This window comes from Amycolatopsis sp. TNS106 (assembly GCF_019330265.1).
Taxonomy (GTDB): Bacteria; Actinomycetota; Actinomycetes; order Mycobacteriales; family Pseudonocardiaceae; genus Amycolatopsis; species Amycolatopsis lurida.
The window spans coordinates 3,607,884-3,623,005 of sequence record NZ_CP024972.1; the positions used below are offsets into that span (position 1 = coordinate 3,607,884).

Here is a 15,122-nt window from a genome sequence, read left to right on the forward strand (position 1 = left end):
GCACTGCCGGTGCTCAGGAGCCCTCGTGGGTCGGTGTGATCCCGGCGATGCGGCGGGCGGCCGCGTCGGCGGTGGCGATGCAGGCCGGGATCCCGACGCCGTGCAGCGTCGCGCCCGCCACGGCGAGGCCGGGGACGGCGGCGACGGCCCGTTCGATCCGCTCGACACGGACGAGGTGCCCGATGCCGTACTGCGGGAGCCCGCCGCCCCAGCGGGTCACCAGGGTGTCGATCGGCTCGGCGGTGACCCCGGTCAGCCGGGCCAGGTCGTCGCGGACCACGCGCACGAGTTCGTCGTCGTCGGCGTGCAGCGCTCCCGGTTCGCCGAAGCGGCCGACCGAGCCGCGCACCAGCACCGGGCCTTCGCCGTACTGCGCCCACTTGCGGGAGGAGAAGGTGAACGCCTTGGCGGCGAACGGCTTCCCGGCCGCATCCCGCTCCCCTGCGCCGATCAGCACGCCGGACGACTCCGGCAACGCGGTCCCCGGCGGAAGCGCGAGCGCGACCACCGCCATCGACGCGAGTTCGATCTTGGCGAACACCGTCGAGGCCACTTCCGCGACACCGTCGAGCAGCCGTCGTGCCGAAGGCGCCGGGACGGCGAGGAGAACGGAGTCGGCGTCGAGGTCGCCGACCTTCCAGCCGGTGGGGGTGCGCTCGAGCGCCGTCACCGTGGTCCCGGTCCGGATCTCGGCGCGGGACAGCTCCGCGAGCCGGGCGATCAGTGTTCCGAGTCCGCCCAGCAGGGTGCCGAAGACCGGCGCCGTACTCGGCGAGGCGGGCATGAGCGAGGCGGCGCCTTCGGTGAGCGAGCGCGCGCCGCGATCGATCGCGGACGCGAGACCGGGCATGGTCGCGCGCAGCCCGAGGCCGTCCGCTCCCCCGGCGTAGACGCCGCCCAGCAGCGGGTCGACGAGCCGGTCCACGAGTTCGTCGCCGAACCGCTCACGCAGCAGCTCGCCGAGCGGCACGTCCTCCGCGTGCAGTTTCAGCGGAGGCAGCGAAGCCTCGGCCTCGACCAGGGCACGCCCCTTCTCCGACAGCACCCCCGCGACCGCGTCGGCCGAGGCCGGAACACCCATGACCGTGCCCGGCGGCAGGCCGAGCACGGAGCCGCCGGCGTGGATCTTGGCGCGGGCCTTGGTGGGATGCACGAGGCTTTCGTCCAGCCCGACCTCGCGGACCAAGGCGAGCGCTTCGGGGCGGCGGGCGAGGAAGGCCTCCGCGCCGACGTCGTAGCGTTCACCGGCGAATTCCACCGTGCGGAGCTTCCCGCCGAGCGAGTCGGTCGCCTCGAAGACGACGATCCGGGCGGCTTCGCCGAGCAGCGTCCGCAGCCGGTACGCCGCGGTCAGTCCCGAGATACCGCCACCGACGACGGCGACGGTCTTCACGGCTGGAGCTCGTGCACCAGCCCGACCACGCGTGTCAGCACGTCCGGGTCGACGCCGGGCAGCACGCCGTGGCCGAGGTTGAAGATGTGGCCGTCGGCCGCGCGGCCCTCGGCGTGGATGCGCCGGACCTCCGCTTCGAGCACCGGCCAGGCCGCGTGGAGCAGCGCCGGGTCGAGGTTGCCCTGGACGACACCGCCGCCGAGCCGCCGGACGGCTTCGTCGAGCGGGATGCGCCAGTCGACGCCGACCACGTCGGCACCCGCGTCGCGCATGGCGACCAGCAGCTCGCCGGTGCCGACGCCGAAGTGGATCCGGGGTACGCCGTAGCCCGCGACCGCGGACAGCACCTTGGCCGAATGCGGCAGGACGAACTCGCGGTAGTCCCGCTCAGAGAGCGCGCCCGCCCACGAGTCGAACAGCTGGATCGCGTCGGCCCCGGCGTCGAGCTGCGCGGAGAGGGAGGTGATCGCCATGTCCGCGAGACGCCCGGCCAGCTCGTGCCACAGCTCCGGCTCGGAGTGCATGAGCGCCTTGGTGTGCTCGTGGTTGCGGCTCGGCCCGCCCTCGATGAGATACGAGGCCAGGGTGAACGGCGCGCCCGCGAACCCGATCAGCGGCGTCTCGCCCAGCGACCCGACCAGCAGCCGGACCCCTTCGGCGACGCGCTCCACCTGCTCCGGTTCCAGCACCGGCAGCGCACGCACGCCCGCGGCGTCGCGGATCGGCTCGGCGACGACCGGGCCGGTGCCCGCGACGATGTCGATGTCGAGGCCCGCCGCCTTGAGCGGGACCACGATGTCACTGAAGAGGATGGCCGCGTCGACGCCGTGACGGCGGATCGGCTGGAGCGTGATCTCGGCGAGCATCTCGGGGTCGAAGCAGGCTTCGAACATCGAGGTGCCCTCGCGCAGCGCCCGGTACTCGGGCAGCGACCGGCCCGCCTGGCGCATGAACCACACGGGGGTGTGAGCCGGGCGTTCGCCGCGCGCGGCGGCCAGGAACGGCGCACCGGGCAGGGCGCGACGGGCCGCGGGGACGGTCTGCGCGGGAGAAGCAACTGAAGGAGACATCACGGTTCATGGTGCCATGTGCGCTCAGGGGCCTTACTCTCGGCGCGCCTGCGCCCCGAACCGGACGATCGCGTCTTACAGTCGGTTGGTGACCGCGATGACGTCTGTACCCGATCTCTTCCGTGAAGCCGTCGCGGCGTTGCAATCGGTCCGGCCCCGCCCTGAAGTCCAGCTGGAGACGATGCGCCCGCCGCAGCGGCTGGCGCCGTGGTCCTACGCGGTGAGCTGCGAGGTGGAAGGGCCGGCGGACGTGCTGGCGTCGGGACGGCTGGTGCTGCTGCACGATCCGGAGGGCCAGGAAGGCTGGGACGGGGTCCTGCGGCTGGTCATGTACGTCCGCGCGGAACTCGACCGCGAACTGGCGACCGATCCCTTCCTCCCCGCCGTGGGCTGGTCCTGGCTGACCGACGCGCTGGAGAGCTCCGGCGCGGATTGGACGGCGCTGGGCGGCACGGTCACCGAGACGTCGTCGGCCCGGTTCGGCGACATTTCCGGGCCCGCGCGCACCGACGATCTGGAACTCCGGGCGTCCTGGACGCCGACGGACGCGGCGCTGCGGCCGCACGGGCAGGCGTTCTGCCAGGTGATGGCGAGCGTCGTGGGGCTGCCGCCGGTCGGCGTGACCCTCTTCGAACAGCGCCAGTCCTCCTGAGGCTCTTCGGTCTTCACCGCCTCAGTAGCACCACCAGCCACAACGACCGCGCGTGAAGGCCCCCTTCCCTCGGCTCAGCCGAGGGAAGGGGGCCTTCACGCACTTCGCTCGAGCGCCTCACGTGCAGCGCGCGCCAGTCCTCCTGAGCCGCTTCGACCCGTGAGAGCGTCGGCCACGGTCCCGACACGCCGGATTCCCATCAATCGAGACATGGCATTCGGGTTATATTGCGATCGGCGGCCCATCTAGCGGCGCTAGGAAAGCTAGCGGTACTAAAGGTCCCTTGCTTCCGCCCGCAAATCCGTGAAGGCCCCCTTCACTACGCTCAAGGCAGGCAAGGAGGCCTTCACGGACAGCCGCGACGTCCGCAGAGGCCGCGCGAAGCACTCAAAGGCGCCCCGACTGCTCCGCCTGCGAGCCCCTCAGAGCGTCCGTACGCCGCCAAGCGACCCTTCAGAGCCATCTGGACTAGACCAGCTCCGACCAGCGCGGAGCCGGTCGTTCAGAGGTCTGGACCACCCCGTTCGTGCTAACCGGGCCGTCACCGTCCGCAACAAGATCAAATACCGTCCGGAGTGGGCCTGAACGCTTCCGGAGCGTTACCATCGTCGTCACCGAGCGAAGCGATCATGACGCTCCGCGAAGTTGATCAAGCCCCATGCCGGAGGCGGTTTCCGGCCCCCGACGCACCGCCCGCCGAGGGTCCCGGGCAGAGGCACCGGCAGGTGCACGGCCCATCTGCACAGTCGGTCCAGCCCCGGTAACTGAAGTCCATCGTGTTCTTTCGGCGATGTGTTAGCCACCGGCTGTGTACTAGCCCGATCGTGTTACGACGAACTCCCTGAGTGACTACTCGTTTGAGATAGATACCCATTCGATCCCCCCGCGAAGGCCTCAGGGCGGCTACAGTGCCATCGACGACACCACTTTCGGTCTAAAGCTGGCGCGGCTAAACGGCCGAAAGTCCCGGTGCCGGTCGGGGGGCACGACCGACTCCAGGGAGGTAGTGACGTGGCTACCGTCGGCATTTCTCAGGCCGTCCGATCCACGCCAGCCGGTTCATTGCCGGCGAGCATGGTTCCGCACCCGCGGGAAGAGCTTTTTTCCGTGTTGGTGGTCGATGACCACCCGCTGTTGAGGGAGGCAATCTCAGCAAGACTCGCACAGATGGGTGCGGGCACCGTCCACGAGGCCGCCACGGTGGCCGAGGCGAGGGCGCGAGCACAGGCCACCGGGCCTTGTGACCTGGCGATCCTCGATCTCGGACTGCCGGATGGCAGCGGCATCGAGCTGGTTACGGAACTCCGTAGCCATGGCTGGCCTCGAGTAGTGGTGCTCGCTTCATCAGACGACCCGTACGCGGTCAGGTCGGCGTTCCAGGCCGGCGCCCAGGCATACCTGCTCAAGTCGGCATCGCCGGTCGTAGTGACCGACGGCGTCCGCAGGGTGCTCGAGGGCGGCGTCTACGCGGACCCGAGCGTCGCACCGGTCTTGGCCACCGGCACCCGGGTCGCCGGCACCGACAACACCCCGCGCGAGCTTTCGGCGCGCGAGGTCGAGGTGCTGCAGCTCGTGGCCGACGGCCAGAGCAACAAGGAGATCGGCGAGGAACTCAGCCTCTCCGCTCTCACGGTGAAGTCTCACCTCTCCCGCATCGGGCGCAAGCTCGGCACGGGTGACCGGGCTCAGATGGTGGCGCTGGCCATGCGTGCCGGCGTGATCCGCTGACAAAGGCGAACAGCCCTGCGGGGCGGGCGGACCAGGCGCGGCCCGCTCGTCCCGTAGGGTCTTCACCTATGGAAGGCGACCGACCCGGAGAACCGCAGACGGACCCGAAGACCGGCACCGATGACACCGGTGGACCGGTCCTCCTGCGTGAGCCCGCCGAGGGCACTCCACCGGTGATCGCCGACGCGACCGCCCTCGCCGAAGCCTGCGCGAAGATCGCGGGCGGCAGCGGGGCCATCGCCGTGGACACCGAACGCGCGTCCGGCTACCGATACTGGCCGAAGGCCTATCTCGTGCAGCTGCGCCGCGAAGGTGCCGGCTCCTTCCTCATCGACCCCATTCCGCTCGAAGGGCAGCTCGAACCCCTCGCGGAAGTGCTCAACAACGCCGAATGGGTGCTGCACGCGGCCTCTCAGGACCTGCCGTGTCTCGCCGAACTCGACCTGCACCCGAAGAGCCTCTTCGACACCGAACTCGCCGGACGGCTCGCCGGATACGAACGGGTCGCCCTCGGCACCCTCGTCGAACTCCTCCTCGGCTACCAGCTGGAGAAGGGCCACAGCGCCGCCGACTGGTCGAAGCGCCCGCTTCCCGTCGACTGGCTGAACTACGCCGCCCTCGACGTCGAGCTGCTCATCGAGCTGCGGGAGAAACTCGAAGCCGACTTGGCCGCCCAGGGCAAGCTCGAATGGGCCCAGCAGGAATTCGAGGCCGTCCGCACCGCGCCGCCGCCCGCCCCCCGGGCCGAGCCGTGGCGCCGGACGTCCGGCGTGCACAAGATCCGCAGCGCCCGCGGTCTCGCCGCCGTGCGCGAACTGTGGCAGGCGCGCGACGAGCTCGCCCGCAAACGCGACCGCGCGCCGAGCCGGATCCTGCCCGACAGCGCGATCATCAACGCCGTCACCGCGGACCCGAAGACCGTCGACCAGTTGCAGGCGCTGCCGGTGTTCAGCGGCCGGGTCCAGCGCAAGTACACCGCGAGCTGGCTGCGGCATCTGCAGGCCGCCCGGGCGCTCCCCGCCGACGAACTGCCGACCCCCGCGCAGCAGACCGACGGACCGCCGCCGGTGAACCGGTGGTCGGACAAGGATCCCGACGCCGCCGCCCGGCTTTCGGCGGCCCGCGCGGCGCTGTCCGCGATCGCGGAGGACCGGCGGCTCCCGGTGGAGAACCTGCTGCTGCCGGAGCTGGTGCGCCGCACCTGCTGGCGTCCGCCCGCGGATCTGAGCGAGGACTCGGTCGCCCAGGTCCTCCGTGACGGCGGTGCCCGGCCTTGGCAGGTCGAGCTGACGGTGGCGGTGCTGAGCAAGGCGCTTCAAGCCACCGCCGCCTGACCCGGCTTCAGCCCTCCAGCAGGTCCCGCCCGGCTTCGCGCAGCGCGGCGTCCGGTTCCCCGAGACCGGCGAGCCTCAGCACGCCGTCGGCCCCTTCGACGGCGTGCGCCTCGACGTCCAGATCCGGCTGGTCACGCCGGACGATCGCGATGCTCTCGACGAGCCCGAACACGAGATCGGTCCGGATGCCGCGAAGGTCACCGGGGACGCCGGCCGCCGCGACGAGCGAGCCGTAGACGCGTTTGAGTTCGGCCCGCTCCGCCCGGAAGCGGGCCAGCCGCGGCGAAGAGATCTCGGGCAGCAGGTACAGGGCGCCGAGATTGTGCCGCGCGCTGCCGAGCAGGTGGATGTCCGCGTAGGCCAGTGCCCACAGCCGTGTGCCGACCGGCGCGAGCTTGGCCGAAAGCCCGCCCGCGACGTCCAGTGACGGCCGGACGGTGTCCTCCAGCAGTGCCGCGAGAATGTCCTCTTTGGACGGGAAGTGGTAGTAGAGCGACGCCTGGCGCAGTCCGGCGCGTTCGGCGATCGCCCGTGTGGTCGTCGCCGCGTACCCGGCGCCGGTGAACAGCTCCCCCGCCGCGTCCAGGACGGCGAGCCTCGCCTCCCGCTTGCTCGCGGCCGCGCCGCTGGCTCTCGGTCTGCCCACCCCGGTCGTTTTCGTCATCTATCCGATCCTGCCATTTCTCCGCGAAGATCTTTGTTACGTCCGGCGGTCGGCCCAGGTTACCGAATCCGGTATCTGTTAACACCGCGCTTACCCGGCGGAGATCGGAAGGATCCCGCACGCGCTTAATTTCGGTCAGCCGATCGAAATCCGGCCCTTGAGACAGGAGCCTCCGCAAATGCCTTCCGAAGACCTTTCCGCCTTCGGGTACCGCCAAGAACTCCGCCGGACGCTGGGCGGTTTCTCCGCCTTCGCCGCCGGTTTCTCCTTCGTTTCCATCCTGACCACGGTGTTCCAGCTGTTCGCCTTCGGCTATTCCTTCGGCGACACGCTCTTCTTCTGGACCTGGCCGCTGGTGATCGCCGGGCAATTGCTCGTCGCGCTCAACTTCGCCGAACTCGCCGCCCGATTCCCGCTGGCCGGCTCGGTTTACCAGTGGGCGAAACACCTCTCCCCCGGATTCGCGGGGTGGCTCGCCGGCTGGATGATGCTGGTGGGCTGCGTGGTGGCGCTCGCCGGCGCCGCGATCGCGCTGCAGGTCGTCCTCCCGTCGGTCTGGAGCGGCTTCCAGGTCGTCGGCGGGGATCCGGCGATCACCTCGCCGACCGGCGCCAGCAACGCAGTCCTGCTCGGCACCCTCCTGATCGTCCTCACCACCGCGATCAACGCGGGCGGCGTCCGGCTGATGGCGAGGGTCAACGACATCGGGGTCGGGGCCGAACTCGTCGGCGTGCTCGTGCTGATCATCGGTCTCGCGCTGTTCGCCGTCCGGGGCCCGCAGGTCGTGCTCCAGCCCGCCGGCGAAAGCCCGGGAGCCGGTGGTGTTCTCGCTTCGGCACTGATGGCGGCTTACGTTCTGTACGGCTTCGATACCGCCGCCTCCGTCGCCGAGGAGACCAAGGACGCCCGCCGCATCGCACCGCGCGCCGTCCTTCGCGCGCTGTTGATCTCCGGAGCCGGCGGGCTCGCCGTCGTCATCACCGCGCTGATGGCGGCACCGAGCCTGACCGACGGGCAACTCGCGGGGAAAGGCCTGCCGTACGTGATCACGGCCGTCTTCGGCGACACGCTCGGCCGGATCTTCCTCGCCGACGTCGCGATCGCGGTCGTCGTCTGCACCCTGACCATCCAGACCGGCACCGTCCGGCTGATCTACTCGATGGCCCGCGACGGCGCGCTCCCCGGCGCCAGGCGGCTTTCCGCGGTCAACGCCCGCACCGGCACACCGATCGCGCCCGCGGTGCTTTCCGGGATGCTCGCCATCGGGCTCCTGCTGCTGAATCTGGGGAATCCGACGATCTTCAGCACCATCACCGGCACTTCGGTGGTCGTGGTCTATCTCGCCTATCTCCTGGTGACCGGGCCACTGCTGGTCCGGCGCCGCCAAGGCCGGTTCAGCGCCGAGCCCGGCCATTTCTCCTTGGGACGATGGGCTATTCCGGTCAACATCGCGGCAGTAGGGTACGGCGCGATGATGATCGTCAACATCGCTTGGCCACGAGCCGAGATCTACGACCTGGCGGGTACCGGTTCCGTCTGGGTCCTGTTGTTCCCGATCGAGTTCGTCGGCGCCGCGCTGCTCACCGGCTACCTCTGCTGGCGCCGCCGCTCCGCGCTCACCACGGTTCCCGTCCCCGCGACCTGAAGGAAGGTTCCATGAGCACGACATCGACCACGTACGGCGCTCGCGACCACGCCCGCGCCCAAGCGGGCACGGTGGCCGAAGCGATGCCGGCCATCCCCGCGTCCACCTGGCCGGATCCGCCGCCCGGAGTCGACCCGGCGAAGCTGGTCTGGGCCGAGACCGTCGCCGGTGGCGGCTACACCCACAAGGTCCTCGCCCGCGGCACAGAGCTGCGGCTGACCGACGTCGAGGGCGACGCCTGCGCACACCTGCTGCTGTTCAACGCGGACCAGCCCTGGGAGCGGCTGAACGTCGCGGACACGGTGAAGGTCCAGTGGAACGCCTATCTCGGCGAGGCGATCGCGCTGCTTTCGGACCAGGCGCGGGTGCTCGCGACCGTCGTCACCGACGAGAGCGGCAAACACGACGCCCTCTGCGGAACGTCCACTGTGGACGGCAACGCCGAGCGCTACGGGGACGGGAGCCCGCAGGGCGGTTCGCCGTCGGGGAACGCGCTGTTCACCCTCGCCGCCGCCAAACACGGCCTCACCCCGCGCGATCTGCCGCCGAGCCTGTCCTTCTTCCAGGGCGTGCACGTGGAGGCCGACGGAGGGCTGACGTTCACCGGCTCGGCGGGCGCCGGCAAGACCGTGGTCCTGCGCACGGAGCTGCCGGTGGTCGTCCTGATCGCCAACGTGCCGCATCCGCTCGACCCGCGCCCCGACTACACGGTCACCCCGCTGCGCGTGCTCGCCCAGCGCTCCGCGCCGTCCACTCCGGACAGTCCTGAATGGACCGCGTCACCCGAGGCACAGCGCGCCTTCGAGAACACCGCCGACTACCTCACCGCAAGGGGCCTGGCATGACGATCATCTCCGACACCGAGGTCGCCGCGCGGGCGCCGTACTCCACCGTGCTGCGGAAGGGCGAGACGCTCGCGATCATCGACCTCGGCGGCAACCAGGCCGTCGACCTCCTCTGCTACGACGCCGCCGACACGGCGAAGAGATACAGCGCGGCCGCCACGATCGCCGCACAGCGCAACATCTTCCTGACCACCGGCAGTGTGCTGCGCACCGGCGAGGGCGCGCCGCTGCTGACCGTCGTCGAAGACACCTGCGGACGGCACGACACGATCGGCGGCGCCTGCAGCAAGGAGTCGAACAGCCTCCGCTACGGCCAGCACACGCGGTACCAGCATGCCTGCGTCGAGAACTTCCTGACCGAAGGCGCCAAATGGGGTCTCGGCAAACGGGATCTGGTCAGCAACGTCAACTGGTACATGAACGTGCCGGTGGAACAGGACGGCACGCTGGGCATCGTCGACGGCATCTCCGCGCCCGGCCTGGAGGTCAAGCTGCGCGCCGAGACCGACGTTCTGGTACTGGTGTCGAACTGCCCGCAGATCAACAACCCGTGCAACGGATTCGACCCGACACCGGTCCGGATGATCGTCACCGGCGGTGGCGTGTGAAGCTGCTCGTCGCCAACCGGGGGGAAATCGCGGTCCGCGTCATCCGGACCGCAAGGGAGATGGGCATTCCGACGGTCGCCGTCTACTCCGACGCCGACCGGACGGCCGCGCACGTACGGCTTGCCGACGAAGCCGTCCGGCTCGGCCCGGCACCGGCGAGGGAGAGTTATCTCCTCGCCGACGCCATCATCGAAGCCGCGGTGAAGACCGGGGCGGACACCATCCACCCGGGCTACGGTTTCCTTTCCGAGGACACCGCTTTCGCCAGGGCGGTGGAAGCGGCCGGGATCCGGTTCGCCGGACCGGCCGCGGACCATCTCGAAGTCTTCGGCAGCAAGCACACCGCGCGGGCGAAGGCCGCCGAGGCCGGTGTCCCGATGCTGCCCGGCACCGGGTTGCTGGACACCCTGGCCGACGCCGAAGCCGCGGCCGCCGAGGTCGGCTATCCGGTGATGCTCAAGGCCACCGGCGGTGGAGGCGGGATCGGGATGCGTGCCTGCGGGTCCGCGGCCGAACTGAGGGACGCCTGGGAAGCGGTGCAGAGCATCGCGGCCAAGAGCTTCTCGACCCCGGGCGTGTTCCTCGAACGGCTCGTGACCCGCGCGCGGCACGTCGAGGTCCAGGTGTTCGGCGACGGCGCGGGCAAGGTGCTGGCGCTCGGCACGCGGGATTGCACCTTGCAGCGGCGTAACCAGAAGGTGCTCGAAGAGTGCCCGGCACCGGGTTTGCCCGAAGCGGTGCGGGAGAAGCTGGTCTCGTCTGCCGTCGACCTCTGCGCTTCCGTGCGCTACCGGTCGGCAGGGACCGTCGAGTTCATCTACGACCCGGACCGTGAAGAGGCCGCGTTCCTCGAAGTGAACACGCGGTTGCAGGTCGAGCATCCGGTCACCGAAGCGGTGTACGGGATCGACCTCGTCGCGTGGATGCTCCGGCTCGCCGACGGCGACACCGGGATGTTCACGACCACGCCGTCACCGCGGGGGCACGCCGTCGAGGCGCGGGTCTACGCCGAGGACCCGGCCGCCGGGCACCGGCCGAGCGCGGGCCTGCTGACCCGCGCGGACTTCCCCGAAGGCGTCCGGGTCGACACCTGGGTCGAGGCCGGGGCGAACGTGACGACGCATTACGACCCGTTGCTCGCCAAGGTGATCACCGTCGGCGCGGACCGGGACGAGGCACTGGCCGCACTGCGCACCGCCCTCGGCGAAAGCCGGGTCGACGGCGTCCGGACGAACCTCGGCCAGTTGCGCGCGGCCACCGCCGATCGGCGGCTGCACGACGTCGGCCACGACACCGCGACGCTGGACACGATCGCCGATCCCGAGCCGCGGATCGAGGTCCTGCGGGGCGGCACGATGACCACCGTCCAGGACTGGCCGGGGCGGCTGGGCTTCTGGCACGTGGGGGTGCCGCCGAACGGGCCGATGGACGACCTGTCCCTGCGCCTGGGCAACTGCGCGCTGGGCAATCCCGAAGGCGCGGCCGGCCTGGAGTGCACTGTGGACGGTGTCGCGCTGCGGTTCACCGAAGACGCAATCGTTTGCGTCACGGGATCGCCGTCGCCGGTGACCGTCGACGGTTCACCCGTTCCACAGTGGACACCCGTTGAGATTCCCGCCGGTGGCGTGCTCGACGTCGGCACCGGGACCGCCGGGCTCCGCGCGTACGTGCTCGTCCGCGGCGGGATCGACGTGCCGGACTTCCTGGGCAGCGCGGCGACGTTCACCCTCGGCGGCTTCGGCGGGCATGGCGGGCGCGCGCTGGCGACCGGTGACGTCCTCTCCCCCGGTCCTGAACCGGAGCACGCCGTCACCGGACCTGTTCCCGAAGCCGAACGTCCGGTCTTCGCCACACACTGGGAGATCGGCGCGGCCGAGGGACCGCACGCCGCACCGGAGTTCTTCACCCCGGACGACGTCGAGACGTTCTACGCCACGGACTGGGAAGTGCACTTCAACTCCGCGCGGACCGGCGTCCGGCTCGTCGGGCCCCGGCCGCGCTGGGCGCGGGAGGACGGCGGCGAGGCGGGCCTGCATCCGTCGAACATCCACGACACGCCGTACGCGATCGGCGCCGTCGACTACACCGGCGACCTGCCGATCCTGCTGGGCCCGGACGGGCCGAGCCTCGGCGGTTTCGTCTGCCCGGCGACCGTCGTGACCGGGCAGCGCTGGAAACTCGGGCAGCTGCGGCCGGGCGACACCGTGCGGTTCGTGCCGGTCACCCTCGAACACGCCGGCGCGTTGCGTGACGAACCGGCCAAGGCGGTCAAGGCGAGCCGGACGCCGATCGACGACGGTGGCATCCTCGGCCGGCTGTCCACATCAGACGAGAATCCCGAGGTCACCTACCGGCGCAGCGGCGACGACAACCTGCTGGTCGAGTACGGGCCGATGAAACTCGACCTGGCCCTGCGGATGCGGGTCCACGCCCTGGCCGACAGGCTGGCCACGGAAGGGCTCGACGGCGTCGTCGATTTGACGCCGGGCATCCGCTCGCTGCAGGTGCACGTCGACCCGGACGTGCTGCCGGTGCCGAAACTGCTCGGCCTCGTGCAGGAGGTGGAGCACGATCTGCCGCGCACCGCCGATCTCGTGGTGCCGAGCCGGACCGTGCGGCTGCCGTTGTCGTGGGACGACCCGGCGACGCGCGAGGCGATCGAGCGGTACATGGCGGGCGTCCGCGACGACGCGCCGTGGTGCCCGTGGAACATCGAGTTCATCCGGCGGGTCAACGGTCTGTCCAGTGTGGACGACGTCTACCGCACGGTGTTCGACGCGGAGTACCTGGTGCTCGGCCTCGGCGACGTCTATCTCGGCGCGCCGGTGGCCACTCCCCTGGACCCGCGGCACCGGCTGGTCACCACGAAGTACAACCCGGCGCGGACCTGGACCGCGGAGAACTCGGTCGGCATCGGCGGCTCGTACCTGTGCATCTACGGGATGGAAGGCCCCGGCGGGTACCAGTTCGTCGGGCGGACCGTTCAGGTGTGGAGCGGCTGGCGGCAACGCGGGTCGTTCGAGCCGGGATCGCCGTGGCTGCTGCGGTTCTTCGACCGGATCTCGTGGTACCCGGTGACCGCGGAGGAGTTGCTCGACCTTCGGGCTCGGAGTTCGGCGGGCGAACTGGAACTCGACATCACCGACGGCGAGTTCGCGCTGGCCGACCACGAACGCTTCCTGGCCGACAACGCCGCCGACATCGCCGCGTTCCGGGCGAAGCAGAGCGCGGCCTTCGAAGCGGAGCGGCGGGCCTGGGCCGCGGCGGGTGAGTTCGATCCTCGGCCGGAACCCGCCGGAGCCAAGGTCCCGACCACGAAGGTCGAGGCCCCGCCCGGTGGGCACGTCGTCGAAGCACCGTTCGCCGCGACCGTGTGGCGAGTGGACGTCGAGCCCGGCAAGGAGGTCGATCCGGCGGAGACGCTGGTGATCCTCGAAGCGATGAAGACCGAGGCGCGGATCCCCGCGCCCGCCGCCGGGGAGGTCGTCGAGGTACTCGTCTCCCCCGGCGATCAGGTCGCCCCCGGCACGCCGCTGGTGGTACTGGGAAGGAGCGCGGGATGAGCGTGCTGGAGCGGGTGCGCGCCGCGTACCACCGGATCGCGCGGGTCGACCGGCCCGAGATCTGGATCGACCTGCGTCCGGAGGAGGACGTCCTCGCCGACGCGGAGAAACTGGACGCCCGCCGCGCGGCCGGGGAATCCTTGCCGCTGTACGGGAAACTCGCCGCGGTCAAGGGCAACATCGACGTCGCGGGGCTACCTACGACAGCGGCGTGCCCCGAGTACGCCTACCTGCCCGCCGAGGACGCGCCGGTGGTGGCGCGGCTGCGCGCGGCCGGGGCGCTGATCCTGGGCACGACCAATCTGGACCAGTTCGCGACCGGGCTGGTCGGGACGCGCAGCCCGCACGGCGCGGTCCGGAACGCGAGCGATCCGGCGTACGTCGCGGGCGGGTCGAGCTCGGGGTCGGCGGTCGCGGTGGCGCTCGGGATCGCGGATCTCGCGCTAGGGACCGACACCGCCGGATCGGGCCGGGTCCCGGCGGCGTTCAACGGGATCGTCGGGCTGAAGCCGACGCGGGGGCTGCTGCCGACGGCGGGTGTCGTGCCCGCGTGCGCGAGCATCGACTGTGTGACCGTGTTCGCGCGGACGGTCGACGAGGCTTCGGCGGCGTTCGCCTGCCTGAGCGAACCCCGGGATCTCGCGGTGCTGAACCGTCCCTTCCGCATCGGCGTGCCGTCCGAGGTCGGGCCGCTCCAGGAGGGGTGGGCCGAGGCGTTCTCCACGGCGGCCCGGGAGTTCCGTGACGCGGGCGCGGAACTGGTCCCTGTCGACATATCACCGTTCCTGGCCGCGGCGCGCCTGCTGTACGAAGGCGCCTTCGTCGCCGAGCGGTACTCGGCGGTCGGTGAGTTCATCGACACTCACCCGGATGCCGTCGATCCCGCCGTGCGGCGGATCATCGGCGCGGCGAAGGACATCCCGGCACACCGGTTGTTCAGCGACCTCGCGACGCTCGGGGATCTCTCTCGTGAAGCGTCGGCAGTGTTGTCCACTGTGGACTGCCTGCTGCTTCCCACGACGACGGAACACCCGAGGATCGCCGACGTCGAGGCCGATCCGCTGGGCGTGAACGCGCGGCTGGGCCGGTTCACGAACTCGACGAACCTGCTGGGCCTGTCGTCGCTGGCCGTGCCCGCCGGCACCGTCGGCGGGTTGCCGTTCGGGGTGATGCTGGTCGGCGCCGCGTACGCCGACCGGATCCTCGCCGACGTCGCCCGCTCGGTGCCGCGGCGGACGCGGATCGCCGTCGTCGGCGCCCATCTGCGCGGTCAGCCGCTGAACCACGAGCTGACCTCGCGGGGCGGCAGGTTCGTTTCCGCCGGACCCACCGCGGCGGAATACCGGCTCCACGCGCTGGACACCGTGCCGCCCAAACCCGGTCTCGTCCGGGTCGCTTCGGGCGGAGCGGCGATCGAGGCCGAGGTGTGGGACCTGCCGTCGGGTGGCTTCGGCGAGTTCGTGGCGGGCGTTCCCGCGCCGCTGGCGATCGGCAAGGTGCGGCTGGCCGACGGAAGCGAGGTGTCCGGGTTCGTCTGCGAGCCCGGCGCGGTGGAGGGCGCCGAGGACATCACGAGGTACGGCGGGTGGCTCGGGTACCTGAGCCGCTGAGGGTTGCGTA

General features: G+C 70.8%; 11 protein-coding genes. 8 read left to right on the top strand and 3 right to left on the bottom strand.

What is annotated here, in order from left to right; all coding sequences use genetic code 11:
- Positions 1-13 precede the first annotated feature (13 nt).
- Entirely contained in the window at positions 14-1,393 is a 1,380-nt protein-coding gene (hemG, locus tag CVV72_RS16025; protein ID WP_219153163.1) for a protoporphyrinogen oxidase, read from the bottom strand.
- On the bottom strand, positions 1,390-2,463 hold the full coding sequence (gene hemE / locus CVV72_RS16030; protein ID WP_219153164.1) for a uroporphyrinogen decarboxylase: 1,074 nt from the start codon (positions 2,461-2,463) through the stop codon (positions 1,390-1,392). The genes hemG and hemE overlap by 4 nt, the downstream gene beginning before the upstream one ends.
- 88 nt (positions 2,464-2,551) lie before the next feature.
- Between hemE and CVV72_RS16035 the strand changes: the two genes are divergently transcribed.
- From CVV72_RS16035 to CVV72_RS16045, 3 genes are all read left to right on the top strand, one after another.
- Entirely contained in the window at positions 2,552-3,115 is a 564-nt protein-coding gene (locus tag CVV72_RS16035) for a DUF3000 domain-containing protein (protein ID WP_034318088.1), read from the top strand.
- A gap of 1,011 nt (positions 3,116-4,126) precedes the next feature.
- Entirely contained in the window at positions 4,127-4,843 is a 717-nt protein-coding gene (locus CVV72_RS16040) for a response regulator transcription factor (RefSeq protein WP_034318331.1), read from the top strand.
- Between the two features lie 68 nt (positions 4,844-4,911).
- Positions 4,912-6,177, top strand: a complete 1,266-nt coding sequence (locus CVV72_RS16045) for a ribonuclease D (protein WP_219153165.1) — start codon at positions 4,912-4,914, stop codon at positions 6,175-6,177.
- 7 nt (positions 6,178-6,184) lie between these two features.
- Here the strand turns inward: CVV72_RS16045 and CVV72_RS16050 are convergent, their stop codons facing one another.
- Positions 6,185-6,841, bottom strand: coding sequence for a TetR/AcrR family transcriptional regulator (locus CVV72_RS16050; protein WP_219153166.1), 657 nt, complete (start codon positions 6,839-6,841; stop codon positions 6,185-6,187).
- Positions 6,842-7,019: 178 nt separating this feature from the next.
- Between CVV72_RS16050 and CVV72_RS16055 the strand changes: the two genes are divergently transcribed.
- From CVV72_RS16055 to CVV72_RS16075, 5 genes are read left to right on the top strand one after another with little or no spacing between them, the layout of a single operon-like run.
- On the top strand, positions 7,020-8,486 hold the full coding sequence (locus CVV72_RS16055; RefSeq protein WP_219153167.1) for an amino acid permease: 1,467 nt from the start codon (positions 7,020-7,022) through the stop codon (positions 8,484-8,486).
- 11 nt (positions 8,487-8,497) lie between these two features.
- Complete coding sequence (locus CVV72_RS16060; RefSeq protein ID WP_219153168.1) at positions 8,498-9,331, top strand: urea amidolyase associated protein UAAP1; 834 nt, start codon at positions 8,498-8,500, stop codon at positions 9,329-9,331.
- The gene (locus CVV72_RS16065; RefSeq protein WP_219153169.1) at positions 9,328-9,939 is read left to right on the top strand and encodes an urea amidolyase associated protein UAAP2; all 612 of its coding nucleotides are present in this window, start codon (positions 9,328-9,330) and stop codon (positions 9,937-9,939) included. Before CVV72_RS16060 ends, CVV72_RS16065 begins: the two co-directional genes overlap by 4 nt.
- Entirely contained in the window at positions 9,936-13,502 is a 3,567-nt protein-coding gene (gene uca, locus CVV72_RS16070; protein ID WP_219153170.1) for an urea carboxylase, read from the top strand. Before CVV72_RS16065 ends, uca begins: the two co-directional genes overlap by 4 nt.
- Entirely contained in the window at positions 13,499-15,112 is a 1,614-nt protein-coding gene (locus CVV72_RS16075) for an allophanate hydrolase (protein WP_219153171.1), read from the top strand. The genes uca and CVV72_RS16075 overlap by 4 nt, the downstream gene beginning before the upstream one ends.
- The last annotated feature ends 10 nt before the right edge of the window (positions 15,113-15,122 follow it).

What these genes read in the sequence shown, in the direction of transcription:
- CVV72_RS16055 (WP_219153167.1), top strand. Translation starts at nt 7,020, where the DNA reads ATGCCTTCCGAAGACCTTTCCGCCTTCGGGTACCGCCAAGAACTCCGC.
- CVV72_RS16075 (WP_219153171.1), top strand. Translation starts at nt 13,499, where the DNA reads ATGAGCGTGCTGGAGCGGGTGCGCGCCGCGTACCACCGGATCGCGCGG.
- CVV72_RS16050 (WP_219153166.1), bottom strand. Translation starts at nt 6,841, where the DNA reads ATGACGAAAACGACCGGGGTGGGCAGACCGAGAGCCAGCGGCGCGGCC.
- CVV72_RS16060 (WP_219153168.1), top strand. Translation starts at nt 8,498, where the DNA reads ATGAGCACGACATCGACCACGTACGGCGCTCGCGACCACGCCCGCGCC.
- CVV72_RS16045 (WP_219153165.1), top strand. Translation starts at nt 4,912, where the DNA reads ATGGAAGGCGACCGACCCGGAGAACCGCAGACGGACCCGAAGACCGGC.
- hemE (WP_219153164.1), bottom strand. Translation starts at nt 2,463, where the DNA reads ATGTCTCCTTCAGTTGCTTCTCCCGCGCAGACCGTCCCCGCGGCCCGT.
- CVV72_RS16065 (WP_219153169.1), top strand. Translation starts at nt 9,328, where the DNA reads ATGACGATCATCTCCGACACCGAGGTCGCCGCGCGGGCGCCGTACTCC.